The organism is uncultured Caballeronia sp. (assembly GCF_964243625.1).
Lineage (GTDB): Bacteria > Pseudomonadota > Gammaproteobacteria > Burkholderiales > Burkholderiaceae > Caballeronia.
In genome coordinates, this window is the sequence record NZ_CAXTGZ010000013.1 from 1 (window position 1) to 26,425 (window position 26,425).

The 26,425-nt window shown below is 60.9% G+C and carries 25 protein-coding genes; 12 read left to right on the plus strand and 13 right to left on the minus strand.

Annotation, left to right across the window (positions count from 1 at the left end; all coding sequences use genetic code 11):
• Positions 1-56: 56 nt before the first annotated feature.
• The gene (locus ACFFAR_RS01760; RefSeq protein WP_174365165.1) at positions 57-1,646 is read right to left on the minus strand and encodes an inorganic phosphate transporter; all 1,590 of its coding nucleotides are present in this window, start codon (positions 1,644-1,646) and stop codon (positions 57-59) included.
• A gap of 242 nt (positions 1,647-1,888) precedes the next feature.
• Between ACFFAR_RS01760 and ACFFAR_RS01765 the strand changes: the two genes are divergently transcribed.
• Together ACFFAR_RS01765 and ACFFAR_RS01770 are read left to right on the plus strand one after the other, a co-directional pair.
• Positions 1,889-3,304 carry a CHAD domain-containing protein gene (locus ACFFAR_RS01765; RefSeq protein WP_375507448.1) on the plus strand — a complete coding sequence of 472 codons (1,416 nt, stop codon included), beginning with the start codon at positions 1,889-1,891 and terminating at the stop codon, positions 3,302-3,304.
• Positions 3,305-3,358: 54 nt separating this feature from the next.
• Entirely contained in the window at positions 3,359-4,183 is an 825-nt protein-coding gene (locus ACFFAR_RS01770) for a TOBE domain-containing protein (RefSeq protein WP_375507449.1), read from the plus strand.
• Here ACFFAR_RS01770 and ACFFAR_RS01775 read toward each other — a convergent pair.
• The 4 genes from ACFFAR_RS01775 to ACFFAR_RS01790 form a co-directional block, all read right to left on the minus strand.
• Entirely contained in the window at positions 4,146-4,868 is a 723-nt protein-coding gene (locus ACFFAR_RS01775; protein WP_174365565.1) for an ATP-binding cassette domain-containing protein, read from the minus strand. The genes ACFFAR_RS01770 and ACFFAR_RS01775 overlap by 38 nt on opposite strands.
• Position 4,869: 1 nt before the next feature.
• Positions 4,870-5,544, minus strand: a complete 675-nt coding sequence (modB, locus tag ACFFAR_RS01780; RefSeq protein WP_062172121.1) for a molybdate ABC transporter permease subunit — start codon at positions 5,542-5,544, stop codon at positions 4,870-4,872.
• Positions 5,545-5,550: 6 nt separating this feature from the next.
• Positions 5,551-6,300 carry a molybdate ABC transporter substrate-binding protein gene (gene modA / locus ACFFAR_RS01785; RefSeq protein ID WP_375507454.1) on the minus strand — a complete coding sequence of 250 codons (750 nt, stop codon included), beginning with the start codon at positions 6,298-6,300 and terminating at the stop codon, positions 5,551-5,553.
• A 125-nt stretch (positions 6,301-6,425) separates the two neighbouring features.
• The gene (locus tag ACFFAR_RS01790; protein ID WP_375507450.1) at positions 6,426-7,121 is read right to left on the minus strand and encodes a phosphatase PAP2 family protein; all 696 of its coding nucleotides are present in this window, start codon (positions 7,119-7,121) and stop codon (positions 6,426-6,428) included.
• A gap of 270 nt (positions 7,122-7,391) precedes the next feature.
• On the opposite strand from ACFFAR_RS01790, the gene ACFFAR_RS01795 reads away from it, so the two are divergent.
• Positions 7,392-8,543, plus strand: coding sequence for a PHB depolymerase family esterase (locus ACFFAR_RS01795; RefSeq protein WP_174363727.1), 1,152 nt, complete (start codon positions 7,392-7,394; stop codon positions 8,541-8,543).
• A 127-nt stretch (positions 8,544-8,670) separates the two neighbouring features.
• Positions 8,671-8,844 carry a DUF3563 family protein gene (locus tag ACFFAR_RS01800; protein WP_069638402.1) on the plus strand — a complete coding sequence of 58 codons (174 nt, stop codon included), beginning with the start codon at positions 8,671-8,673 and terminating at the stop codon, positions 8,842-8,844.
• A gap of 114 nt (positions 8,845-8,958) precedes the next feature.
• Here ACFFAR_RS01800 and ACFFAR_RS01805 read toward each other — a convergent pair whose 3' ends face one another.
• From ACFFAR_RS01805 to ACFFAR_RS01825, 5 genes are all read right to left on the minus strand, one after another.
• Entirely contained in the window at positions 8,959-9,378 is a 420-nt protein-coding gene (locus ACFFAR_RS01805; protein ID WP_062002500.1) for an organic hydroperoxide resistance protein, read from the minus strand.
• Positions 9,379-9,520: 142 nt separating this feature from the next.
• Complete coding sequence (locus tag ACFFAR_RS01810) at positions 9,521-9,973, minus strand: MarR family transcriptional regulator (protein ID WP_174363728.1); 453 nt, start codon at positions 9,971-9,973, stop codon at positions 9,521-9,523.
• 140 nt (positions 9,974-10,113) lie between these two features.
• The gene (locus tag ACFFAR_RS01815) at positions 10,114-10,935 is read right to left on the minus strand and encodes a BPSS1780 family membrane protein (RefSeq protein ID WP_174363729.1); all 822 of its coding nucleotides are present in this window, start codon (positions 10,933-10,935) and stop codon (positions 10,114-10,116) included.
• Positions 10,936-10,938: 3 nt separating this feature from the next.
• On the minus strand, positions 10,939-11,916 hold the full coding sequence (locus ACFFAR_RS01820) for a homoserine kinase (protein ID WP_062002502.1): 978 nt from the start codon (positions 11,914-11,916) through the stop codon (positions 10,939-10,941).
• A gap of 113 nt (positions 11,917-12,029) precedes the next feature.
• Positions 12,030-12,443: a hypothetical protein gene (locus ACFFAR_RS01825; protein WP_062002503.1), complete on the minus strand. Its 414-nt coding sequence runs from the start codon at positions 12,441-12,443 to the stop codon at positions 12,030-12,032.
• Positions 12,444-12,665: 222 nt separating this feature from the next.
• On the opposite strand from ACFFAR_RS01825, the gene ACFFAR_RS01830 reads away from it, so the two are divergent.
• Entirely contained in the window at positions 12,666-14,198 is a 1,533-nt protein-coding gene (locus tag ACFFAR_RS01830; protein ID WP_062172617.1) for an AMP nucleosidase, read from the plus strand.
• Between the two features lie 46 nt (positions 14,199-14,244).
• Here ACFFAR_RS01830 and ACFFAR_RS01835 read toward each other — a convergent pair whose 3' ends face one another.
• Positions 14,245-14,994 (minus strand): TIGR00730 family Rossman fold protein, encoded by a 750-nt coding sequence (locus ACFFAR_RS01835; RefSeq protein WP_062002504.1) that lies wholly within the window; start codon positions 14,992-14,994, stop codon positions 14,245-14,247.
• A 1-nt stretch (position 14,995) separates the two neighbouring features.
• On the opposite strand from ACFFAR_RS01835, the gene polA reads away from it, so the two are divergent.
• The 3 genes from polA to ACFFAR_RS01850 all read left to right on the plus strand — a co-directional run bounded on the left by polA (position 14,996) and on the right by ACFFAR_RS01850 (position 20,221).
• Positions 14,996-17,734 (plus strand): DNA polymerase I, encoded by a 2,739-nt coding sequence (gene polA / locus ACFFAR_RS01840; RefSeq protein WP_174363557.1) that lies wholly within the window; start codon positions 14,996-14,998, stop codon positions 17,732-17,734.
• Between the two features lie 32 nt (positions 17,735-17,766).
• Positions 17,767-19,125, plus strand: coding sequence for an NAD(P)/FAD-dependent oxidoreductase (locus ACFFAR_RS01845; protein ID WP_062002506.1), 1,359 nt, complete (start codon positions 17,767-17,769; stop codon positions 19,123-19,125).
• 220 nt (positions 19,126-19,345) lie between these two features.
• Positions 19,346-20,221, plus strand: coding sequence for a dienelactone hydrolase family protein (locus ACFFAR_RS01850; RefSeq protein WP_375507451.1), 876 nt, complete (start codon positions 19,346-19,348; stop codon positions 20,219-20,221).
• 22 nt (positions 20,222-20,243) lie between these two features.
• Here ACFFAR_RS01850 and ACFFAR_RS01855 read toward each other — a convergent pair whose 3' ends face one another.
• Together ACFFAR_RS01855 and ACFFAR_RS01860 are read right to left on the minus strand one after the other, a co-directional pair.
• The gene (locus ACFFAR_RS01855; RefSeq protein ID WP_174363559.1) at positions 20,244-21,113 is read right to left on the minus strand and encodes a rhodanese-like domain-containing protein; all 870 of its coding nucleotides are present in this window, start codon (positions 21,111-21,113) and stop codon (positions 20,244-20,246) included.
• 104 nt (positions 21,114-21,217) lie between these two features.
• Positions 21,218-22,324, minus strand: a complete 1,107-nt coding sequence (locus ACFFAR_RS01860) for an aromatic ring-hydroxylating dioxygenase subunit alpha (protein WP_375507452.1) — start codon at positions 22,322-22,324, stop codon at positions 21,218-21,220.
• Positions 22,325-22,622: 298 nt separating this feature from the next.
• Here ACFFAR_RS01860 and ACFFAR_RS01865 point away from each other — a divergent pair, with 298 nt between their 5' ends.
• The 4 genes from ACFFAR_RS01865 to ACFFAR_RS01880 form a co-directional block, all read left to right on the plus strand.
• Positions 22,623-22,934, plus strand: coding sequence for an exodeoxyribonuclease VII small subunit (locus ACFFAR_RS01865; RefSeq protein ID WP_062002509.1), 312 nt, complete (start codon positions 22,623-22,625; stop codon positions 22,932-22,934).
• Positions 22,931-23,818, plus strand: coding sequence for a polyprenyl synthetase family protein (locus tag ACFFAR_RS01870; protein WP_062002510.1), 888 nt, complete (start codon positions 22,931-22,933; stop codon positions 23,816-23,818). The genes ACFFAR_RS01865 and ACFFAR_RS01870 overlap by 4 nt, the downstream gene beginning before the upstream one ends.
• A gap of 87 nt (positions 23,819-23,905) precedes the next feature.
• Positions 23,906-25,834, plus strand: coding sequence for a 1-deoxy-D-xylulose-5-phosphate synthase (dxs, locus tag ACFFAR_RS01875; RefSeq protein ID WP_174364563.1), 1,929 nt, complete (start codon positions 23,906-23,908; stop codon positions 25,832-25,834).
• A gap of 111 nt (positions 25,835-25,945) precedes the next feature.
• On the plus strand, positions 25,946-26,425 hold a 480-nt coding region (locus ACFFAR_RS01880), incomplete at its 3' end, for a GTP cyclohydrolase, FolE2/MptA family (RefSeq protein ID WP_375507453.1).

Genomic DNA, 26,425 nt, shown 5'->3' on the forward strand with positions numbered 1-26,425 from the left:
GTCGGCGGTATAAGGAAGCGCCGACGCGTGGGGGAAAAATAGCGGTGAGAGAACGCTCAGAACAACCCGCGGAAAACCCAGAACAACCCGGCCGCCAACGCGATGGAAACCGGCAACGTCAGCACCCAGGCCAGCGCCAGGCTGCGAACGGTTTTCCATTGCAGCCCGGAGCCATTCGCGGCCATCGTCCCCGCCACGCCCGATGACAACACGTGCGTGGTGCTGACCGGCAGGCCGTACATGTCGGCGGCGCCGATGGTCACCATTGCGACCAGTTCCGCCGACGCGCCTTGCCCATACGTCAAATGCGTCTTGCCGATGCGCTCGCCCACCGTCACCACAATGCGCTTCCAGCCGACCATCGTGCCGAGTCCCAGTGCCACAGCAACGGCGACCTTCACCCAAGTCGGGATGAACTTGGTCGAGTGATCGAGCTGGCCTTTGTAGTTCTTCAACACGGCGGCGTCTTCGGGCGCGAAGGCCGGCGCATTCTGCTTGTCCATCAGGCGCAGCGCTTCGGAGCTCACGTACATGTTGTTGCGCACGTTGCCCACGATGTTTTGCGGCACGGTCGCCATGGAATCGGAGGTGCCGACTTGTCCGTCGATGATATCGGTGAGCTGTTTCAACGCGACGATCGTATTCGGCTCGACCGTCTTGGTCTGCACGTAATGCTGCACGATAGCCCGCGGGTCGGCGACCGGCGAGGCGCCGTTCGTGTACTTGCCGAGCACTTCGGATGCGTGATGACCGACCGACAGGAAGGTTTGCGTCTCGGCGGGTGTGACGGCCTTGTTCAACGCATAGGCGGTCGGGACCGTGCCGATCAGGATCAGCATGATGAGGCCCATGCCTTTCTGGCCATCGTTTGAACCGTGCGCGAACGAAACGCCGGTGCAGGTGAGGATCAGCAGGCACCGGATCCAGAAGGGCGGCGGCGTGTTTTTCTTGGGCTCCTTATAAAGCGCGGGAACGCGCACGACGAGCTTCATGATGTAGAGCAGCAGGCCGGCCAGCACAAAACCGATCAACGGCGAAAACAGCAGCGACTTGCCGACCGCGAGAGCCTGGCCCCAGTCCACGCCCGAGGTACCCGACGTGCCGTGCAGCATCTGGTTCATCAGCCCGACGCCGATCACCGATCCAATCAGCGTATGCGAGCTCGACGATGGAATCCCCACCGCCCACGTCCCGAGGTTCCAGATGATTGCGGCGATCAGCAGGGCAAAGACCATCGCGAATCCCTGCGATGTCCCTACGCCCAGGATCAGTTCCACGGGCAGCAGTTGCAGGATGCCGAACGCGACCGCACCGCTCGATACCAGCACGCCCAGGAAATTCCACGCGCCCGACCAGACGACCGCGAGATTCGGCGCGAGCGAATGTGTGTAGATGACGGTGGCGACGGCGTTGGCGGTATCGTGGAAGCCATTTACGAATTCGAAGCCGAGGGCAATCATCAGTGCTACGCCGAGCAGGACGTAAGGCAATATGGATGACTGCTGGACTGATTCCAGGTCGTGCAGCAAGTGCGTGACGCAATAGATGATGCCGCCGGCAATCACGACCAGGAACAGCGGCATGCTCAGCCGTCGTCCGAGCGTTCGTCCCTGCGTGTTGTTATCGGGAAGGGTCAAGTCAGGCATGTAACGTCCTTTGTGCTGGGCTGCGCGTGAAGCGGCGGGTTGGCGTGCTGATGGAGCAAATTGGCGATGAGAGGCGTTGTTTCTTGATTCGTTCAAGCGGCATCTGGCAGTGACGCTGCTCATGTTTGCACGCGCTTTATTGCGTTTTGATGACAGGCGCAAGCATTGAAATTCGTCTGAATTGAAAAGCGCGGCGTGGGATTTGCTGCCTTATCAAGTGTCGCGTTCATGGTGGAGAACTTATGTTGCAACTTGTCGAGTTGGTGATGATTTCCCACGACGTTTCAAACACGCCGCCCGATAAGGCGCTGTCGGAGCTGGGTTCGTTTTCGAGCGCAAGTCGTTCTGGCTTCATGTTGCAGACGCAAAAAGTCGAAGCGGATTTGCACGGCTGGGAAGTGAGCATCGAAACGCGCGGAGAACGGAAGGTGTTTGCGGCGAGTCATCGTGAATGGCCGTTTGTCCGGCGCGTTGAAGCTGCGCCCGACGCGCAAGATGATCTGCGGTCGTGGATCGCGTCGGAAGAGGGGCTTGCCGATCTGCGGAAAATACTCGGCGACGGCGACGCCGTTCTCGGCGAAGCCTCCAAAGTGGAAGCAAGCGAATGGAACACGTCGGACGCGGTTCGCGCGACGCTTCAAGCAAACGCGCACGGCCCTGCTAAGTTGACGCTGGCAGCCACGCCTGAATCACGTGAAGCGCTTTACGCCGTCGCGCATGAGATCACGAAGACGCTGCCGTTCGTGATCGCGCCTGTTCATATCGATCCCGCCGCGCTAGAACCGGTCAAAGCCGCCAAGCTGAAATTGCCGCGCCACGCCACGCCAACCGATGCCTTCGCCGAGATCGGCAAGTCGGTGGCGGCGCATTGGTTCGGCAACGACGCGGCATCGCGCGGCGGACTGGAACCTGAGCACGTGCATCAATTGCGCGTGGCGCAGCGCCGCCTCAAAACTGCGCTCAAACTTTTCCCCGAATGGATCGATGAAATCTGGAACACGCAGATCGCGCCTGACCTGAAATGGTTTGGCGATCTGCTCGCCGATGCCCGCGACTGGGATGTGTTCGCCGATACCACGCTCGCCACCTACGCCGTAGCCGACGACGAACATAGCCAGGATTCATGGTCGAGGCCAAAACACGCTGCCGATGCAAACCGCATGGCCACGCGCCAGCGCCTGCAGGACGCGATGAACTCGCCGCGTTATGCGAGTCTCGCGTTATCGTTCGTGCAGTGGTTCAGCGCGCTCGAAGCGCCGCTCGAACTCGCGCATAGAACGCTCGCGGAGCATGCGCAAAAGCGGATCACCAAGCATTATCGGAAGATCGAGCGTGCGCCGGATCTGACCACCATCAGTGCCCCCACGCGGCACAAGGTCCGTATCCATGCAAAGCGTTTGCGGTACGCGCTGGAATTTTTCCGCTCGATCGTCACGCGATCCACGCGCAAGCATGTCGAAAAGGCGCTGGGCGATCTGCAAAGCGTCTTAGGCGACGGCAACGACGCAGCCGTCGCCGCGCAACGTCTTGCGTCCCTGGACGAAGCCGATGATTTCCAGAAGGGACTGGCGAAGGGCTTCGCGGTCGCGGCCCAGCAGATGCATGCAGCCGAAGGCGAGCGTATCCTGCGCAAGATAAAAAAGCCGCGCGTCAGCTGACTTTTAGGCATCCAATATAATCGTCGTACTCTATAACCAGCCTTCGACGCAGCCATGACCCAGGAAACGCCTGATAAGCCGAACGAGTCCATCGAAGTCGGCGGCGCCGTGTGGTTTCGCAGCGGCCACGAAACACTCGGCGGGGCGGCGCGCATTGCATTGCTGGCGGCCATCCGTCAAACCGGTTCGATCACGGGCGCGGCCAAGGCGGTCGGGATGAGCTACAAGGCCGCATGGGATGCCATCGATGCCATGAACAACCTGGCCGGCGCCGCGCTGGTCGTGCGTGCAGCGGGCGGCAAGGGTGGCGGCGGAACGACGCTGACGCCGAAGGGGCTGAAACTGATCAGTACATATGGCGCCATCGAACGTGAACATCGGCTGTTTCTCGAACGTGCGGGTGCGGCCATAGAAGGCTTCGAGCAGGACTGGCAACTCATCGGACGGATCGGCATGAAAACCAGTGCGCGCAACCAATTATTCGGCACGGTCAGGAAGATCACGCGCGGCGCCGTCAACGACGAAATCGAACTCGCGCTCTCGGGCGGCCAGTCGATCGTTGCCGTCGTCACGCACGAAAGCACCGAATCGCTTGGTCTTAAAGAAGGCTGCGACGCGTTTGCTTTGGTGAAAGCATCGTGGGTGATCCTGATGGCGGATGAACCTGTCCGGATCTCGGCGCGCAATCAGTTGAAGGGCCGGGTCTCGAAGGTGACGCGCGGCGCGGTAAACGCGGAAGTGTCGCTGGCGCTCGATGACTCGACCACGGTCACCGCCGTCATCACCAATGAAAGCGTCGAGACGCTCGGGCTGGCAGAAGGGCAGAGCGCCATCGCGGCGTTCAAGGCGTCGAGCGTGATACTCGGTGTGACGGGTTGAGCTCGTTGCTACCGTCGTGAATCTGCACGATACCCTCGCGCAGATTCACCACCTGATCGCCGAACATGGCGACATCGTCGGGATCGTGCGTGATGAGCACCATGGGAATATCGAGCCGGCTTTGCAGGTCGGCGAGTTCCTGACGCATGCGCTGGCGCAACGCCATGTCGAGTGCGGAGAAGGGCTCGTCGAGCAACAGTAGTTGCGGATGTGGAATCAGCGCCCGGGCCAGCGCCACGCGTTGCTTCTGCCCGCCCGATAACTGCCCCGGATACTGACGCGCGACCGGCTTCAGGTCGAACGCGTTCAGCCAGTAGTCGATATCGGCATGCGCCACGTGCTTCGATGGATTCCACCAGCCGCGCTTCAGCCCAAATGCAATGTTCTGCCGCACGTTCAGGTGCGGGAAAAGCGCGTAGTCCTGGAACAGATACGCGATGCGCCGCGCTTGCGGTGTCAGGTCGATACCCTTGGTTGTATCGAGCAGCGTGGTGCCGTTCAGCACGATCTCGCCTTCGTCCAGATGGATCAATCCGGCGATGGCCTGCAACGTCAGGCTTTTCCCTGCGCCCGAAGGTCCGAACAGCACGATGCGCTGACTCGTGGAACGGAATGCGACGTCAAGCAGGAAATCGCGCTCGGGCGTGATGAAATGCTTGCGCAAATGCACGGAAATGGCCGTCATCTCAGCGCACCGATGCCGTCGAGCGCTGCGGCAACAATCGCCCCGCCGCGAGCAGGATCACCACGCACGTCACCGATGTCACGATCACGAGGACGTTCGCCGTGCTGTCATCGCCGGCTTGCACGGCGGCGTACACCGCGACCGAAAGCGTCTGCGTCCTGCCCGGCAGGTTCCCCGCGATCATCAGCGTGGCGCCGAATTCGCCGAGCGCCCGCGCAAAAGCGAGCAACGCGCCGGCCAGGATGCCGCGTGCGGCAAGCGGCAACGTGACGCGAAAAAATACGGCAGTTTCATTGATGCCGAGCGTCCGGGCGGCGCGCTCGAATTGCGGATCGACGGCTTCAAACGCGGTACGGGCCGATTTCAGCACGAGCGGAAACGCGACCACCGCCGACGCGATCACGGCGCCTTGCCAGGTGAACACCAACTGGATATCGAACTTGTCGAGCCATGCGCCGATCACGCCGCGCCGGCCGAGCAGCACGAGCAGGTAATACCCCAGCACCGTGGGCGGCATGACAAGCGGCAGTGTCAGCAACGAATCGACAAGCTCACGCGCCGACGAGCGCCAGCGCGACAAGCCGAACGCCACCGCGACGCCAAGCACGACGTCGATCGCCGTGGCCCATCCCGCCACTTTCAGCGATAACAACAGCGGTATCCACGCGTGCTCCATGAAGATTTACTTTACTGGCGGCGTGAAGCCGAATTGCGCGAGCGTCTTCTGACCTTCCGGCGACAACACATACGCAATGAACGATTGCGCGTCGGCGGCATGCTTGCTTTGCGCGACTTGCGCGATCGGATAGGTGATCGATGTTTGCGTCGGCACGGTCAGCGCCACTTTCACGCGCTCGGGCATCACAGCGGCGTCCGTGCTGAACACGAACCCCGCGTCCACTTCGCCGCGCGCCACATAGTCCAAGCTTTGGCGCACGTTCGCCGCAAGCACGCCCTTCGCGCTGACCGCATCCCAGGCGCCCGCGTCCTTGAGCGCGCCTTCCGTATAGCGGCCGACCGGTACCGACGCCGGGTCGCCGTAAGCGACCCGTTTCACGCTGGCTTCGGTGAGGTCCTTCACGCTGGCCGGCGCGAACGCGCTGTCCTTCGGCACGATCAACACAAGCGAATTCGCGGCAAAGTCACGGCGCGATTCGGTGGCGATCACTTTTTCCTGGATGGCCTTGTCCATTGCTTTCTGATCGGCCGATGCGAAGACATCGGCAGGCGCACCCTTCACGATCTGCTGCATCAGCACGTCGGACGCGCCGAAATTCATCAGGACCTTCGTGCCGGGATGCTGCTTTTCGTACGATTCGCCAATCGCCTTGAACGCGTTGGTCAGGCTAGCCGCTGCGGAGACGACGATTTCATCGGCATGGGCGGCGCTTTGCAACGCAATGGAAGAAGCGGCGAGGACGACAGCGATCAGCGATGGTTTGAATTTGAACACGATGGCCAGGGCGAAATGAACGGAAAGCGCATCGTAATATATTCGCAGCTATAACGGGAAGCTCGCGCTCAATTCATGCCCGATTCATACCCGTCCCGGCGCGATCAGGATTCGGTTGGACCACCGAACCGGACATCGATATGCCTTGCCGGCGCGGCGGCCGGCTTGTCGTATTGGCCGGCTTTCCAGCGCGCCCGGATAAACGGCTGATCGCGGCCGGACAACTGCAGCGCGATGTCGGTAATCCAGCGCTGCGTGGGAACGGGGATCCCGTGCAGCACCACCGCGACGATCGCGAGACTTACCGCGACCGGTGCGGGAGACAACTTGCCTGATTCCGCACGCCACGCATAAGCCACGAAGAGAAGCGCCGTCAGCGCGCCGAGCCCGCAACCAGTGACAACTTCCGAGACCGAATGCGCATTCAGAAGGATGCGTGACACGCCGACCACGATTCCAATCAGCAGTCCAAGGACGACGCCGAGCGCTCGAACCCATTGCCGCCCCGGCAGGCAAGCAACGAACAACGCGACCGGCAGTACCGCCGATGAAATCATTGCGTGGCCGCTGATTCCTGTGAAATCCAGTTCGCGCACGCCGATGCCCCAGCCCATGAACGCCAGTTTGGTAAGAAAAACAAGACCGCTTGCGCCGCCGAGCACGAGAAGCCAGCACGCGGCGTAGCGCCACGGATATCCAAGCGCGAGCCAGACGGCTACGACGATAGCAAGCGGAATCATTACGCCGACACTTCCGACGGACGTAATGGAGAGCCAGAGTGATAGTGGCAAGTCAGGCATGAAGATTGTTCTGCAAAGCGGAAAAAGCAGACATTATAACCGTCAGCCCATCTCCTAAACTTATTGCAGTGATCCTCGAGACTGACGGAGATGAAACACAAAATCGGCTAAATCGCCCTCTTCGTATGGCCAAATATCAACAATACGCAGCAAGGTGAAATTCTGTGTCGCGCGCAAGTCTTTCGAATAAATGCTATTGTGCACTGCACAACTTCCGTCATTCCTGTTGGGTTTGACGGCCGACTTATCAAGTGCGCGGGATCTGATTCGATGCCTAAAAGTCTGACAAAATTGTGGCTGAAAGGCTTGAAACGCCTGGTCGCCACACAAATTGCGCCGTCAAGAACGCCCAAGCCGCGGACGTCGACTCGGCCGGTGATTCCCAAGGCCGCAAAATCCGCGGCAAGCCCGAAGCCTGCGGTCAGGCCGCGCACGCCAGTAAAGGCCCGAGCCGAGCGTGAGTCGCGCGTGCGGCCGCGTGCATCGGCATGGGCGGCGGGGAAATGGACCCGTTCGTTCCATTCGGCGCCCCCGGCTGCCGGCCGTTTCGTGAACCATCTGGCATACGCATTGTATTTGCCGGCTAATGCTGCCGCTGCACCCATGCCGCTGCTGGTGATGATGCACGGCTGCCAGCAATCGGCCGAAGACTTGGCGCAAGGCACGCGCGTCAACTTGCTGGCCGACCAATACGGCTTTGCAGTCTTGTACCCGGAGCAGTCGAAAACTGCGCATGTGCATCGTTGCTGGCACTGGTACGAGGAATCGGCGGTATCGGGCGGTGGCGAGGCGGCGTCGGTCGTTTCGCTCGTGCGTGAAATCGTCGCGCAGCACGACGTGGACAGCGAACGCATCTACCTCGCTGGAATGTCGGCCGGGGCGGGGCTTGCGGCCATGCTCGCGGTCAAATATCCGTCGGTTTTCGCGGCAGTGGGACTGCACTCCGGCGTGGTATTCGGCGCTGCGAAATCCGGCATCGATGCAATGGACATCATGCGGCGGGGCTCACGCAAAGACCCGGTGGCGCTGATCGACGCAGCCACCGATGTTGCCCGCTATCCCGGCATGCCGACCGTGATCGTTCATGGCGAGCTGGATTCTGTGGTTTCGAAGGTCAACGCCGAGCAACTGACGGCGGAATTCCTTCGTCTGAATCGCTTTACCGATGCCACCGGCGCGTGGCGCAGCGGCGAGCGCCGTGAAGAGACGCAACCCGACGGCGTGTTCACGGAATACGTGAAAAACGGTCGGCGCATGATGCGGACGTGCATTGTGCGCGGCCTCGGGCATGCCTGGAGCGGCGGCGACGACACCGTGCCGTTCCATTCGGCGAAAGGTCCGGATGCTTCAGCCATGCTCTGGGAATTTTTCAAGCATCAGCGACGCGTGCAGGCAACGGTTCAGGACGAGACGCTCGCCTAGGGCGAGTGTTGTAAAAAAGTCTTTTGTTTCAATACGTTCTTTTGAATACTTGCCCATGACTAGGGATTACCCTATACTTCGTTCAAGCACTAGGTAATTACCCCTATATCACCAAGCGAGGTTCACCATGTATCTGCTCAGCCGCCTCTTCCTGTTCCTGACGAAATCCGCCGACCAGCGTGACAAGGAGCGTAACGACGCTTATCTGGCCGAAGCCACGGACATTTACGACCTCGAATACCGCATGAAGAAGCTGGATCGTCGCGCATCAGCACGTCATCCTTCGTGGCTCGCGCAGTAATTCGACCGTCGTAAGAAGTACATGCAGGGCTCGGTACGCCGAAAACGGCGTCTATCGAGGCAAAAAAATGCCGGCGCTCGTGGCCGGCATTTTTGCGTTCTGGCGCTATAACACTCAGGCCAGCTTGACGCGCACGTCCACGTTACCGCGCGTTGCGTTCGAGTACGGGCAGACCTGGTGCGCGGTATCGACCAGTGTTTGAGCATCGGCCGCGTCCATTCCTGGCAACGAAACACGCAGCTCAATGTCCAGTGCGAAACCGCCCTTGTCATTCGGGCCCACGCCAACATCCGCGGAAACGGTTGTATCGGCGGGAATGGTCTTCTTCTGCTGACCGGCAACAAACTTCATCGCGCTCAGGAAACAGGCCGAATAGCCGGCCGCAAACAGTTGCTCGGGGTTCGTGCCCTCGGCACCCGCGCCGCCCAATTCTTTCGGCGCACTCAACTTCACATCCAGATTCTTGTCCGACGATACCGCCCGGCCATCGCGACCACCCGTGCTCGTTGCGTGTGCAGTGTAAAGGACGCTCATGATCTTCTCCTGTTCAATGGTTGCCGCTCGGCGGCAGAAAAGGTTTTTGGAACTGCGCTAACCACGGACATAAATATAGCGCGCTAATCATTAGTGTGCAAATTAAATTGGCGCGGAGCGATTGTTATTTGCTATCGCTATGTTAAGTCTCGTTGTGTTCCATCAGAGATGAACGCAATTGCATGAGTTCGTCGCGCAATTTGAGCAGGCGGTCAGCGTCGGAGCCGGCCGCACAGTAGATCTCGCCGGGAATGCCTCGAATCGATTTGTTGAGCGCGCGGCCTTCATCGGTGAGATGAATGTGAACCTGCCGTTCGTCCTCCGTGCTGCGCACCCGTTTCACGAACCCTTGTGCTTCGAGCCGCTTAAGCAAGGGCGTCATGGTCGCTGAATCCAGACTCAGCCGTTCGGCCATCTGCTTGACGGTCAGCGCGTCGCCTTCCCAGAGCACGAGCATCGTCAGGTACTGGGGATAGGTCAGTCCGACCTTTTCCAGCAACGGCTTGTAGGTCTTTGTCATCGCGAGCGAAGTGGAGTAGAGCGCGAAGCAAAGCTGGGCGTCGAGTTCAAGCGGAATGTGCGGAGCAGAAGTCATGGCGATCGGTTTACTGCGCTTTTGGGACGATACATAACGATACTGCACGCGAATCGTTAGTGCACGAAGCAAATGAAAAGAGCGAAAAAAACGCCGGTGACCTCGATAGTTACCGGCGTTTTTTTACGCTTCGATGCGTTTCAGGCTGTGGGTCCCGACAGATCGGGAATGTCGTCGGCCGGGTCTTCCGACTGCAGGCCGAAACAACCGCGATACGTCGCGTAGAACGAGCAATACAGCGCGGTGGTGACCAGGATGGACGCCGGCATCAGTACGGCCAGCGCCATTTCCTGCCCGACGCCTAATACCTGCATCAATGCGCTCAGTCCAAACGATACCGCCAGCGCCACGCCAATCCACAGCGCGCCATACAGTACAAACGCCCCGCGATTGCGCCAGCAGCCGATAAAGCTGAAAAACAGTGCCTTGGCCGGCGGGACGTCGTGCCACGCGACGAGAATCGGCGCAAACCAGAACAGCATGGCGACCGGGATGTAGCACGCCATCGCAACCAGGACCGCGAGCGGGTTGAAGCTTGCCGCAATGGTTTCGGGGTCGCCGGCCGGCCCATTGCCGATCATCAGGTTGAGCAGCACGCCGTCATCGACGAGCGCCGACAAGGCAAACACCACGCCCATCGCGACGACATACACCACGCCCAGCACGAGCAGCCGCCGGGCGACGATCTGCCCGTACGAGCGGAAACCATCGACCAGCACGGTCGGCCAAACCGGTTTTTTGGCGATGGTATTGCGGCAAGCGGCCATGAATCCCACCGCGACGCCCGGGATCAGCAGCAGCGGCAGCACCGGGCCGACCACGGGCAGCCGCGAGATCAACGTCATGGCGAACAAATAGGCGAAGAACACCGTGAGAAACGCGAGGGGATTCCGGCGAAACAGCCAGACGCCCTGGCGGAACCATACATAACCGGTTTTAGAGGGGACTTCGATCAAATGCATTGATTAATTACCGTCGGCGGGAGGGGGCGCAGTTTTGATGCGCTCGCGCAAAATGCGTTCGAAGTGGCCAGGATCATGCGGTTTGAGCATTTCGGCTTCGCGCGGCCGATAAAAGTCGTATAGGCGCGATACCCAGAAACGCAAGGCGCCCGCGCGCAGCATGTCGCTCCAATGGTGTTCTTCGGCCGGCGTGAACGGACGCACCGTCTGATACGCGCGCAACAGCGCGTCGGTACGCGCGGTATCGAGTGCGCCGGTAGCGAGATCGACACACCAGTCGTTCACGCAGACGGCGACATCGAAAAGCCATTTGTCGTTGCCGGCAAAATAAAAGTCGAAAAAGCCGCCAAGACGCGTTTCGTCTGCCGTGGGATGCGCGAACAACACGTTGTCGCGGAACAGGTCGCAGTGGCACGGGCCTTCGGGCATGGCAGTGTATTCAGCCGATGCAAAAAAGGCCGCCTGATGCGCGAGTTCATTGGTAATCAGCGCGCGCTGCTCCGCGGTGAGGTGCGGCAGCACAGCCGGTACGTTGTCCTGCCACCACGCAAGGCTGCGCAGATTTGGCTGATACGTCGCGAAATCACGCCCCGCGAGATGAAGCCGCGCCAGCATGTGGCCCACTTCGATGCAGTGCGCCGGACCCGGCGACAACTCCGGCGCGCCATCGAGTTTCGTCACGATAGTGGCCGGCTTGCCGTTAAGCGTGCCAAACAACGCGCCATCGCGACGCGGCATGGGGTCCGGAACGGGCACCGCATGTGACGCCAGATGCCGCATCAGATCGAGATAAAACGGCAATTGCGTGGCCGTCAGATTTTCGAAGAGAGTGAGGACGTACGCGCCGCGCGTGGTCGTCAGGAAGAAGTTGCTGTTCTCGATACCGGATGCAATGCCACGGAAATCGGTGACTTCGCCGAGTTCGTAGTTCTGGAGCCAGTCGGTGAGCTGGGAATCGGAGACAGCAGTGAATACGGCCATGCGGGAGAACGTCGGTGAAGTTGAAGGGCGCGCGGACCGGCGTACGGATCAGTGGCGGGGACAGCGGCGAACGCCGGGCATAGGCTTGAACGCAGCCCGGCGGTCATGAAAGCTCAGTAGGTCAGGTTCCACGACGGCAGGCGCGTGCTTGCCTTGCCGTTGTCGCGCACGGTCGGCGACGTGTCCGCAGGCGCACTCATCTGATAACGCGTGCCGAAATTCGAACGCACGTTGATTTCAACGGGTTTGCCCTTGTCGCGGTATTCGGTGATCTCGGTGCCGTTCGTGCTCGTCTCGTGATAGCTCGGCAGGCGCGGCGGCGAGATTTCCACTTTCGAGCTGGCTTCCGCGGCCGGGCGGTTGATCGCCTTCAGGTCGGGCAAGCCGGCATTCTCTTCAGGCGACATGACGTGCGCCGGAGTTGCATCCGTCGCGGGCGCCGGCTGAGCGGGCAGGCTCTGCGCGTGAGCACTGATGCTGGCTGCGGCAATAACAGCCGCGATGGCGACAGATTGAAGCGACTTCATGATGTTTCTCCAGATGAGTCCCCGAATTTTAGCAAAACGCACCAGCTTGAGGGACGTTAAGGGGGAATTGAACCGTCGCAAAAGCCTTATTTTGCGCTGGTTTCAAATAAAGCACGGTGTTGTGAGGCGATGTGTTGAAGAAACGCATCGGCGGGAGGAGTGTTCATGGGCGTGTTGTTCTTCCGTGTTAATGTCGATTCATCACAAGAGCGCATGAAGAACATGACAAACGACCGGACTCAAGCCACCCATTCCACTCCCGCCAGCAACTTCCCCACGGAATCGTTCGATGACCCCGTGGCAGCGGTCGCACGGGTATCGGCCATCTACGAAGCCAACACCGGTTTCCTGCGCGACGCCTTTGCGCGCTATCGGAAAAACGAGCCGTTTTCGCATCGCGTGCGTGCGTGTTATCCGTTCGTGCGCGTGCGCACCGAGCTGAATACGCAGATCGATTCACGTCGATCGTACGGCTTCGTCGCGGGGCCGGGGATCTTCGAAACCACGCTGACGCGGCCGGATATGTTCGGCGACTACTATCGCGAACAATTGCGGCTGCTTGCCAAGAACCATCATGTCGGGATCGAAGTGGGGGTGTCGGCGCAGCCCATTCCCATTCACTTCGCGTTTGCCGAAGGCATTCACCTGGAAGGCGACCTGGATCGCGACAGGCTGCTCGCCATGCGTAACATCTTCGATATGCCCGATCTCGCGCTGCTCGACGACCGAATCGTGAACGGCACGTACGAACCGGGTCCGGGCGAGCCGCATCCGCTCGCGCTGTTCACGGCGGCGCGCGTGGATTTCTCGTTGCATCGGCTGAAGCACTACACCGCGACGTCGCCCACGCATGTGCAGAACTACGTGCTTTATACGAACTACCAGTTTTATATCGATGAATTCGTGAAGCTCGGCCGCAAGATCATGTCCAAAACGGACGATGAAGAAACGCGGAAATACCGCAGCGAATACACATCGTTCGTCGAACCGGGCGATGTGATTACGGGTAATGAAAACCTGGGCGGCGTACAGGAAGAGCCCCAAGGCGTCGCGCCCGCGCGTCTGCCGCAAATGCCGGCGTATCACCTGAAACGCGCCGATGGCAGCGGCATCACGATGATCAACATTGGCGTAGGGCCATCGAACGCGAAGACGATCACGGACCACATTGCCGTGCTGCGTCCGCATGCGTGGATCATGCTCGGGCATTGCGCGGGATTGCGGAACACGCAGCGCCTGGGCGACTACGTGCTCGCGCACGGTTATGTGCGCGAGGACCATGTGCTCGATGCCGACTTGCCATTATGGATTCCGATTCCCGCCTTGGCCGAAGTCCAGGTCGCGCTCGAGAAAGCCGTGGCGCAAGTGACCAAGCTCGAAGGCGTGGACCTGAAGCATGTGATGCGTACCGGCACGGTCGCGAGCGTGGATAACCGCAATTGGGAATTGCGCGATCACCGCGAGCCGGTGCAGCGCCTATCGCAAAGCCGCGCCATTGCGCTGGATATGGAAAGCGCGACCATAGCGGCGAATGGATTCAGGTTTCGCGTGCCGTACGGAACGCTGCTCTGCGTCTCCGACAAACCCCTGCACGGCGAACTGAAACTGCCCGGCATGGCGGACCAGTTTTACCGCGCGCAAGTGGATCAGCATTTGCAGATCGGCGTGATGGCCATGGAGTTGCTGCGCATGAACGGGCTGTCGAAGTTGCATAGCCGGAAGTTGCGCGGCTTTGCCGAGGTGGCATTCCAGTAACGCAAAAAGCGGCTCCCGAAGGAGCCGCTTTCAACCTGCCAGGCCTTCAAAGATAGAACATCCGGTCTTCGTCGGACTTCCCTTCGGCGGGCTGTTCTTCCGCGGTCTCACGATCTTCGTAGAACTGCAGCACCGCTTCGAGCACCTGGTCCGGATCGTCGATAACCTGCATCAAGTCCAGATCCTTCTCGCTGATCACGCCGGTCGGAACCAGTGTGTTGCGGAACCACGAGAGCAGGCCTTCCCAGAACTCGGCGCCCACCAGCACGATGGGCACGTGCCGCGACTTCTTCGTCTGGATCAGCGTGAGCACTTCGGCCATTTCGTCGAGCGTGCCGAACCCGCCGGGCATGACGACCACCGCGTCCGAATTCTTCACGAACGTGACCTTGCGCGTGAAGAAGTGACGGAACCGCAGCGAGATATCTTGCCACTGGTTGCCCGACTGCTCGTGCGGCAACTCGATGTTCAAACCGACCGACGGCGACTTGCCCGCATGTGCGCCCTTGTTCGCGGCTTCCATGATGCCGGGACCGCCGCCGGAGATCACGGCGAAGCCCGCGTCAGAAAATTTCTGCGCGATTTCTATGGTGAGCTTGTAGTACGGCGACTCAGGTTTCAGGCGCGCCGAACCATAGATGCTGATGGCAGGGCGGATCTCGGAGAGGTACTCGGTCGCCTCGATAAACTCTGCCATAATCGTGAACATCTGCCACGATGCGCGAGCCTTCTTGGCCGTCGCGCGCTCTTGATCTGCGAGCGATCGCAGACTCGGAATCACTTTTCTTTTGTTCATAATGCCTGAAGAACTTAATCTTGAAGGTAAGACCCTGCTATTGGTCGACGGATCCAGCTATCTGTATCGGGCCTACCACGCCATGCCGGATCTGCGCGGGCCGGATGGCGGACCGACAGGCGCGTTGTACGGAATGATCAACATGCTGCGGCGCCTGCGGAAGGACATCAATGCAGAGTATAGCGCGTGCGTATTCGACGCCAAGGGCAAGACATTTCGCGACGACTGGTACGCGGATTACAAGGCAAACCGGCCATCCATGCCCGATGACCTCTCGAAGCAGATAGAACCCATCCACGAGACCGTTCGGGCGCTCGGCTGGCCGCTCGTGATGATCGAAGGCGTGGAGGCCGACGACGTCATCGGTACGCTTGCAGTGGCCGCCGAAAAGCGCGGCATGAAGGTTATCGTGTCGACGGGCGACAAGGATCTGGCGCAGCTTGTGACGGATCATGTCACCCTCATCAATACGATGTCCAACGAGACGCTCGATCGCGCCGGGGTGCTGAATAAGTTCGGCGTGCCGCCGGAGCGGATCGTCGACTATCTCTCGCTCATCGGCGATACGGTCGATAACGTACCGGGTGTCGAGAAGTGCGGGCCGAAGACGGCGCTGAAGTGGCTCACACAATACGACACCCTCGATGGCATCGTGGCACACGCGAGCGAAATCAAAGGTGCGGTGGGAGACAATCTGCGCAAGGCTCTCGACTTCCTTCCCATGGCCAGAAAGCTCGTTACCGTACATACGGAATGTGATCTGGCGGCGCAGATCGCGTCTATCGAGGAAACGTTGCCTTCACGGCCCGAAGCGCGCGACGAATTGCGCGATCTCTTTACGCGCCACGGCTTCAAGACGTGGTTGCGCGAAGTCGAGATCGCCGACGCCGTGGAAGGTCCCACGGATACACCGCCTGCGTCCGCCACGGAAATGGAACGGCATTACGAAACGGTGCAGACATGGGAACAATTCGACGAATGGCTTGCCCGGATCAACGCTGCTGAGCTAACGTCCTTCGATACGGAAACCACCGCCCTCGATCCCATGCTCGCGCAGCTCGTGGGATTGTCGGTATCGGTCGAACCGGGACGTGCGGCCTATATCCCTGTTGCGCATCGCGGGCCGGATTCGCCTTTGCAATTGCCGCGTGACGAAGTCCTGCAGAAACTGAAATCGTGGCTGGAAGATCCATCGAAGAAGAAAGTGGGACAGCACCTCAAATACGATGAACAAGTGCTCGCGAACTACGGCATCGAGTTGAATGGCGTCGAGCACGACACGTTGTTGCAGTCCTATGTGATCGAATCGCACAGGCCGCACGACATGGACAATCTCGCGTTGCGGCATCTCGGCGCGAAAACCATCAAGTATGAAGAGGTGGCGGGCAAGGGCGCGTCGCAGATCGGCTTCGACGAAGTCGCGCTCGATCAGGCCGCGCCCTACGCTGCCGAAGACGCCGACATCACGTTGCGGCTGCATCAGGCGCTTTATCCGCAACTTGTCGACGAAGCGCAATTGCTGAAGGTGTATCGCGATATTGAAATGCCTACGGCGCGCGTGTTGCGCAAGATGGAGCGCAATGGCGTACTGATCGACGGCGAGTTGCTGCGCGTGCAAAGCGGGCAGATTGCGACGCGTCTGATCCAGCTCGAGGCTGAAGCGTACATGCTCGCGGGCGGCGAATTCAATCTTGGATCGCCCAAGCAGATCGGGCAGATTTTCTTCGAGAAGCTGCAATTGCCGGTGGTCAAGAAGACGCCGAGCGGCGCGCCTTCCACCGACGAAGAAGTGCTGCAAAAGCTCGCCGAAGACTATCCGTTGCCGAAGATCCTGCTCGAACATCGCGGTTTGTCGAAGCTCAAGTCGACTTATACGGACAAGTTGCCACGCATGGTCAACGCGAAGACCGGCCGCGTGCATACGAACTACGCGCAGGCCGTTGCGGTGACGGGGCGTTTGTCATCGAATGAGCCGAACTTGCAGAACATTCCGGTGCGTACCGCCGAAGGCCGGCGCATTCGCGAAGCATTCATTGCGCCGCCGGGAAGCAAGATCGTGTCGGCGGATTATTCGCAAATCGAGCTGCGGATCATGGCGCATATCTCCGGCGATCCCTCGCTCATGCGCTCCTTCGCCGAGGGCGAGGACGTGCATCGTGCGACGGCCTCCGAGATTTTCGGCGTGACGCCCATCGAGGTGTCGAACGATCAGCGGCGCATCGCGAAGGTCATCAACTTTGGCTTGATCTATGGCATGAGCGCGTTCGGACTGGCATCGAATATCGGCATCTCGCGTGATGCGGCGAAGCTTTATATCGACAAGTATTTTCAGCGCTATCCAGGCGTTGCCAACTACATGGACGAGACCCGCACGAAGGCGAAGCGCGATGGTTTTGTGGAGACGGTGTTCGGGCGCCGTCTGTGGTTGCCCGAGATCAACGGCGGCAGCGGACCGCGCCGGCAGGGCGCCGAACGCGCGGCAATCAACGCACCGATGCAGGGTACGGCCGCCGACCTGATCAAGCTGTCGATGATCGCGGTGCAGGACTGGCTGGAAGCATCGAAGATCGAAACGAAGATGATCATGCAGGTCCACGATGAACTCGTGCTCGAAGTGCCCGAAGCCGAGCTGCCGGAAGTGCGCAAGCGTCTGCCGGAACTCATGTGCGGCGTCGCGAAGCTGAAGGTGCCGCTCGTCGCCGAAGTCGGCGTGGGGAACAACTGGGAAGAAGCGCATTGAGCGAGTCTCAACGGCGCCATATGGGAGGTTAGATGCATCGTTTCATCATCGTCGGCGGCGGCGCGGGTGGGCTGGAACTGGCCACGCGCCTGGGCGACAAGCTCGGCAGCGCCGATGGCAAGCGCACGGCGCGTGCGCAGGTGACGCTCATCGACAGGAATTCCACGCATATCTGGAAGCCGTTGTTGCATGAAGTCGCGGCTGGCAGCCTCGATCCGTTCTCGCAGGAATTGTCGTATGCGGCGCAGGCGCGCTGGCATGGATTCGAGTTTCAGCAGGGCGATCTGCTGGGCGTCGACCGGACGGCAAGAAAGGTCACGCTGGGGCCGCTTCTCGACGACGAAGCCGGTGAACTCCTGCCGCAACGCGATCTCGAGTACGACACGCTGGTCGTGGCGATCGGCAGCACGACAGCGTTTTTCGGCGTGCAGGGCGCGCAGGAGAATTCACTCGCGCTCGATACGGTCGACCAGGCCGAGCTGTTCCGCAAACGGCTGATTGCTGCGTGCATTCGCGCGGAATATCGGGCGCCTGATCCGGCTACCCTCACTCCTGTCGACGCCGCTACAAGGGCACCGCGGATCCAGGTCGCGATTGTGGGCGGCGGTGCGACGGGCGTGGAGTTATCGGCGGAATTGCGCAATACGGCGCAGGTCCTGCACGCTTACGGACTGCACAAACTCGACCCGAAGAACGATATCGGCATTGTGTTGATCGAAGCCGGTCCGCGCATCTTGCCCGCGCTGCCCGAGCGCGTCTCCACGGCGACAGCCGAATTGCTGGAAAAGCTCGGCGTCAGGCTGATGACCGGCGAGACCGTGGCCGAAGTGTCGCGGGACTCCATCCGCACGGCGAGCGGCAAGACCATCGCGGCGGATCTGACGGTGTGGGCGGCGGGGATTCGCGCGCCGGCCGTGCTTTCCAAGCTCGATGGCCTCACGACCAACCGTCTTGGCCAGCTCATCGTGCGCCGTACGCTGCAAACAGAAATCGATGACAACGTGTTCGCCCTCGGCGATTGCGCCGCGTGCGCTTGGCCGGGCGGCGAGAAAGAAGGGCGCAACGTGCCGCCACGTGCGCAAGCCGCGCATCAGCAAGCGAGCTTCTTGCTGAAGTCGTTCGAGCGCCGGCTGGAGGACAAGCCGTTGCCGGACTACACGTATCGCGATTTCGGTTCGCTTGTGTCGCTTGGGCATTTCAGCGCGGTCGGCAGTCTGATGGGCGGTTTGATCGGTGGGAACATGCTGATCGAGGGGCTCTTCGCGCGGTTCATGTACCAGTCGCTTTACCGCATGCACATTGCCGCGCTGCACGGCTGGGCACGCATGGCGCTCGATACCGTCGCGCACTGGCTGCGCCGCTCCACCGTGCCACGCGTCAAGCTGCACTGATGCTTCGCGTGGATATGAGCAAGCGTCGTAAAGCTGTTTAGAATGGGCGGCACGCTTTGGAAGCGGTTTCGTTCAAGGCGCGGTCGTAGTCAAGGTCCTTGCCGTGTCTCACCGTCCGGCGCTTCAACCGGGCAGCGAGGCTCACCCGTTCTGGATGGTCCGGTGCGCTGCAGCACGGCGCCGGCCGCCCCTTCGCGGCCCCATGCCGCTGGAGCTTTGCATGCTTACGCCTGAAATCGACAGCCTCGTTCCGCATGTCCCGTTCAACCGGCGCACGTTCATCAAGGCGGCTGTCGGCAGCGGTTTTGCCGCCTGCGTCTTGCCGGTTTCCGCGCAAACCATCATCACCGACAGCAACGGTCTCGAAGCCGGCCCCGTAGGGTTCAAGGCCGCCGACGGCACGCTCGTGCCCGCGTACCGGGCGCAACCGCTGGGCAAGACGCACTTGCCGGTGATCATCGTAATTCACGAGATCTTTGGCGTGCACGAACATATCGCCGATGTCTGCCGCCGCTTCGCCAAGCTCGGTTATCTCGCCGTGGCGCCGGATCTCTACGTGCGTGAAGGCGACGCGTCCAAATATCCGTCCATGCAGCAGCTCAACGATCAGCTCGTCTCGAAGGTTCCGGATGACCAGGTGCTGTCGGATATCGATTCGACCGTGGCATGGGCAGGCGAGCATGGCGGCGACCTGAACCGGCTCGGGATCACAGGGTTCTGCTGGGGCGGCCGGATCACGTGGCTCTATGCCGAGCGCAATCCGCGTATCAAGGCGGCGGTCGCGTGGTATGGACGTGTGGTCGGCGCGAAGACTGCGAACAATCCCGCGAATCCGCTCGACCTTGCCGCGAATCTGAAGGCGCCGGTCCTAGGTCTTTACGGCAAGCTCGATCAAAGCATTCCGCAGTACACGCTCGCGCAGATGAAAGAAGCGATTGCGGCCGGCCCGGCAGTGGCGCGCGGCTCGCAATTCGTGGTCTACGATGACGCGCCGCATGCGTTCTTCGCGGATTACCGGCCGAGTTACCGGAAAGCCGATGCCGAAGATGGCTGGAAGCGCGCGCTCGCGTGGTTCAAGGAACACGGCGTCAAGTAACGCCCGGGGGCGGCTGGAGTTCTTATGCCGCCGCGCCGGTCGCCACGGGCCGAGAAGCGTCCGAGCTCCATTCGCTCCACGACCCCGGATACAGCGCCGCGCCGTGCAAGCCGGCGATTTCCAGTGCCAGGGCGTTGTGGCAGGCGGTGACGCCCGATCCGCACTGCAGCACCACCCGATCCGGCTGCGTTGCGCCGAGCAGCGCGCCGAACGTCTCGCGCAATTCATGGGCGGTCTTGAAGCGGCCGTCCGCGTTCAGGTTGTCCTTGAAAAAGCGATTCAGCGCGCCGGGAATATGACCGCCGACGGCATCGAGCGTCTCGTTTTCCCCGCGATACCGGTCGGCTGCGCGGGCATCGATCACCACGCGCTCGCGCGTATCGATATTGCGCAAGACCCCGTCTGCATCGATGGTCACCGACAGCGGCGCGCCCGCCTTGAACGTTCCCGCCGATGTGGCCGGCGCCGCCGATTCCAGCGGCTGCCCGGCCGCTTGCCACGCTTGCAGGCCGCCGTCGAGCAGCGCGACGGAATCGTGGCCTAGCCAGCGCAACAGCCACCACAGACGCGATGCATACATGCCGCCCTGCGCATCGTAGGTAACGACTTGCTGGCCTTCGTTCAGGCCGATTTCCTTCAGCTTGGCGACGAGCACCGCGCGCTCCGGCAACGGATGACGGCCGTTCTTGCCGGTCTTCGAGCCCGACAGGTCGCGGTCGAGATGCAGGTAATGCGCGCCGGGGATATGCCCAGCGGCGTAGGCGTTTTCACCCGAATCGGGTGTGGCCAGATCGAAGCGGCAATCGACGATAAACACGCTGCCAGGCGCAGCGGCGATCCGCTCGACGAGATTGCCGGCGGAAATCAGCGTGGTGTAGTGCGTGTGAGGCATGACGGCTCCTGATGCAACGGGCGATGTTATGAAATGTTGAGCTTGAAGTCTAAACAAAAAAAGACGGGCCAAAGCCCGTCTTCCTCAACAAAACCGTGCCGCTTTTAAATCTTGCCCAACTGCCGCCGCAAAAACTCATGGAAGTGCTGCATGCCTGATTCCATGGGACTCTGATACGGCCCGACTTGCGACTCGCCGCGGTTCATCAGCGCGCGCCGTCCGGCATCCATGCGTTCCGCGATTTCGTCGTCCTCGCGCGCCGTTTCCATGTAGGCGGCACGCTCGGCCTCGATGAACTCACGCTCGAACAGCGCGATTTCCTCAGGATAATAAAACTCGACGATATTCGTGGTTTTCTGCGGCCCTTGCGGAATCAGCCACGACACCACGAGCACGTGCGGATACCACTCGATCATGATGCCCGGGTAGTACACCATCCAGATCGCGCCGAATTCCGGCAGCTTGCCGTTGCGGAACCGCAATACCTCGTCGTGCCACTTACGGTACGTGGGACTGCCCGGTTTCTCGAGATTCTTGTGCAGGCCAACAGTCTGGACGCTGTACCAGTCGCCGAATTCCCAGGTCAGGTCATCGCAGGACACAAAGCTTCCGAGACCCGGATGGAACGGCGCGACGTGGTAATCCTCGAGATACACCTCGATAAAACTCTTCCAGTTGTAGTTGCACTCGTGCACTTCGACGTGATCGAACATGAAGCCCGAAAAGTCAAAATGTTTGGCCGGCCCAAGTCGGGCGAGATCGGCCGCGACATCGCGTCCGCTCGCTTCGAACAACAGTCCCTGCCAGTTCTGCAAAGGGGATTTGCCGAGGTTCAGACAGGGTTTGTCGGCGAAATGCGGCGCGCCGAGCAACTGGCCGTCGAGGTCGTACGTCCACCGGTGCAGCGGACACACGATGTTCTCCGCCGTGCCGCGCCCATTGAGCATGATGGCCTGGCGGTGACGGCATACATTCGACAGCAGCTCGATCTGGTCCTGTTTATTACGGACGAGCAGGCGCCCTTCACCTTCGCCGGGCAAAGCAAAATAATTTCCAGCCTCGGGCACCATGAGTTCGTGGCCGATGTAGCGTGGACCGTGCTTGAAAAGCGTGTCGATTTCGCGCTTGAGAAGCGCTTCGTCAAAGTAAGCCGTGACTGGCAACTGACTGTGAATTGCGTTCAGTTGCAATGCATTGCTCAGATTGGACATTCCCACTCCCGTGAAGACGTGAAAGCAGTGAACAACCCAACCATCGAGGATTCGATTTAGGGAGACCGCGAATTATAACGAAAACCCTTTCAATGGGGCGCCCGAGGACTTGTTTTGGGTCAAATCCCAGCGCGGAGTTCCGGGCTTTTCCGGGACTTTTCAGGATTTTCACAAGCAAGCGAAAGCAGCCTGAGACGCGCTACTGGCATGGGTCAGCGCATGGCGGAGGTCGGAAAAGCCGCTTTTGCCGTAGAATGTCCGACTTGTTTCCCGAAATCCGACATTACACCCACGATTCATGGCGAAAACCGCAACGCAGGATGGCTCGGCAAGCGCGGACAACGCGCCGCTCCCGGAGAACTACGAAACGGCGCTGGCCGAACTGGAGGGGCTCGTAGCGCGCATGGAAGGCGGCGCGCTGAGCCTGGAGGAATCGCTCGCTGCGTACCGCCGTGGCGCGGCGCTCGTCGGCTTTTGCCAGCAACAATTAGAAAAGGTCGAGCAGCAGGTTCGCGTGCTCGATGGCGACACACTAAAACCGCTGCCCGCCGAATTGCAGCGCGCCACCCAGGGCGCAGGCACATCGGCAGATAACGGGGACGACTTATGACTTTTGACCAATGGATGCACGCGAGCCTCGATCGCGTCGAAACCGCGCTGGAACATTACCTGCCGGGTACGGACATCGCGCCCGCCAAGCTGCATGAAGCCATGCGCTACGCCGTGCTCGGGGGCGGCAAGCGGGTGCGCCCGCTCCTGTGCCACGCAGCCGGTGAACTGACGGGTGCGAGCGCCCAGGCGCTGGACGCCGGGAGCGCGGCTCTCGAGATGATTCACGTGTATTCGCTGGTTCATGACGACATGCCTGCCATGGACGACGACGCTCTGCGTCGCGGAAAACCAACGGTACATGTGCAATATGACGAAGCGACGGCACTGCTCGTCGGCGACGCGCTGCAGTCGCAGGCGTTCGTTGCGCTGACCGGGGACAATAACGGCCTGAGCGCCGCCCAGCAGGCCGCTCTCACGCGGGAACTGGCGCTGGCGAGTGGTTCGGTGGGCATGGCGGGCGGGCAGGCCATCGACCTGGAGAGCGTCGGACGCAAGCTGTCGCGCCCGGAACTCGAGACCATGCACCGAAAGAAAACCGGCGCCTTGTTGCGCGCGGCCGTAAGAATGGGTGCACTCTGTGGCGAAGCACCGGACGCGGCCGCCATGAGCGCACTGGATTCGTATGCGGCCGCAATTGGCCTGGCGTTTCAGGTCGTGGATGACATTCTCGACGTCACCGCAGACTCCGCCACGCTTGGCAAGACGGCGGGCAAGGACGCAAAGGACGACAAACCGACGTACGTGTCGATCATCGGACTCGATGCATCGCGCGAACTGGCAGCTCAACTGGGCCGCGATGCCCATGCTGCACTAGCGCCGTTTGGCCCGCGGGCCGCCCGACTGGGCGAACTGGCCGACCTGGTTGTGAACCGGGTGAACTGAAACATACGATAAAACGCGGAACCGGCAGGCGTGCAAGATGCTTGCAGACCTGAACGGCTTTCGCCAGTTTTCCTAAATGGGACGACGATGTACGACTTGCTGAAAACCATCGACGATCCAGCCGCATTGCGAGCGCTGGACCGCCACGAACTAAAACCGCTGGCCGAAGAGTTGCGTGCCTACGTGCTCGACAGCGTGTCGCAGACGGGCGGGCATTTGTCGTCGAATCTCGGAACGGTCGAGCTGACGATAGCGCTTCATTACGTCTTCGATACCCCGAACGATAAAATCGTCTGGGACGTGGGCCACCAGACCTATCCGCACAAGATCCTGACGGGCCGCCGCGACCAGATGAAAACGCTGCGCCAGGCTGGCGGGATTTCCGGCTTTCCGCGCCGTAGCGAATCGAAATACGACACCTTCGGCACAGCGCACTCCAGCACGTCCATTTCGGCGGCGCTTGGCATGGCGATCGCGAGCAAGCTGCAGGGTGACAACCGTTATTCCATCGCGGTGATCGGCGACGGCGCAATGACAGCCGGCATGGCTTTCGAAGCCATGAACAACGCTGGCGTGGCCGACGACGTGCCGCTCCTCGTGATCCTGAACGACAACGACATGTCGATCTCGCCGCCGGTCGGCGCGCTGAATCGCCATCTCGCGCGCCTGATGTCGGGGCGTTTCTACGCCGCCGCACGTGCCGGCGTGGAGCGTGTGCTGCGCGTGGCGCCCCCCATGCTCGATCTCGCCCGCAAGCTCGAGGAACACGCGAAGGGCATGATCGTGCCGGCCACGTTGTTCGAGGAATTCGGCTTCAATTACATCGGACCAATCGATGGTCACGATCTCGAATCGCTGATCCCGACGCTGCAGAACATCAAGGAGCTGCGTGGTCCGCAGTTCCTGCACGTCGTGACGAAGAAAGGGCAAGGCTACAAGCTCGCCGAAGCCGATCCGGTGCTGTACCACGGGCCGGGCAAATTCAATCCGGCAGAGGGCATCAAGCCTTCTTCGGTGCCATCGAAGAAAACCTACACGCAGGTCTTCGGCGAATGGCTCTGCGACGCCGCCGAGCAGGATTCGCGCGTTGTCGGCATTACGCCGGCCATGCGTGAAGGCTCGGGCATGGTGGAGTTCGAGAAGCGCTTCCCGGATCGTTATTTCGATGTCGGTATTGCCGAGCAGCACGCCGTGACGTTTGCGGGCGGTCTGGCCGCCGATGGCATGCGCCCGGTCGTCGCGATCTACTCGACCTTCCTGCAACGTGCGTATGACCAGTTGATCCACGACGTCGCATTGCAGAACCTGCCGGTGGTGTTCGCCATCGACCGTGCGGGTCTGGTCGGCGCGGACGGTGCGACGCACGCCGGCAACTACGACCTCGCGTTCCTGCGGTGCATCCCGAACATGACGGTGATGGCCGCGTCCGACGAAGACGAATGCCGCCAGATGCTTTACACGGCATTGCAGCAGCCGAACCCCACGGCCGTGCGTTATCCGCGCGGCGCGGGCACGGGTGTGAAGATCGTCAAGAAGATGACGGCCCTCCCGGTCGGCAAGGGCGAAATCCGGCGCGAATCGACGCAAAAAGTGGGTTCGGGCTCGCGCATCGCGATTCTTGCGTTCGGCACCATGGTCGCACCCGCGCTTGCCGCTGCCGAAGAACTGGACGCGACCGTGGCCAACATGCGTTTCGTCAAGCCTATCGATGCCGATCTGCTGCGGGAACTGGCCGCCACGCACGACGCGCTCGTGACCGTCGAAGAAGGCGCGATCATGGGCGGCGCGGGCTCGGCCTGCGTGGAAAGCCTGCTGGCCAGCTCGGTCATCAAGCCGGTGCTGCAACTCGGCTTGCCGGACGTATTTATCGATCATGGCGATCCGGTCAAGTTGCTAGTGTCGTGCGGGCTGGACGGGGCGGGGATCGCGAAGTCGATTCGCGAGCGTTTCCTGAAAGACGCCGTCTCACACGACGTCCAGAGCGACACCGGCAAGCTGACCAAACGCGTCGCTTGACTTCAATGATTGCAGTGCTACGGCGGGCGTCGGGGACGTCCGCCAGGTTGCATCGCCGCTGCATCCTCGCGTGATAACGACCACAATGCGCGCGACGGACAAGGAAATTCAATGAACCAGATGAATCCCGCCTTTGCGATGCCCGATGTCCAGAGCTCGCTCGACACGCGGCAGATCCCGATCCAGCGCGTAGGCGTCAAAGCGGTGCGATATCCGCTGACCATCCGGACATCGACCGGCGAATTGCAGCCGGGCGTGGGTCTCTGGAATCTCGACGTCCACCTTCCCGCCGATCAGAAGGGCACCCACATGTCGCGCTTCGTGGCCTTGCTCGAAGAGCATCGCGCGCCGCTCGACCAAACCGCTCTCCGTTCCATGCTCGCCGCGATGCTGCTCAAGCTCGAGGCGCATTCGGGGCGTATCGAAGTATCGTTTACGTACTTCGTCATGAAGACCGCGCCGGTGTCTGGCGTGCAAAGCCTGATGGATTATGAGGTTACGTTGACTGGCGAAGTGCGTGGCGGCGAAACGCGGATCTCGCTGAAAGTGCTCGTGCCGGTGACGAGCTTGTGCCCGTGCTCGAAGCAGATT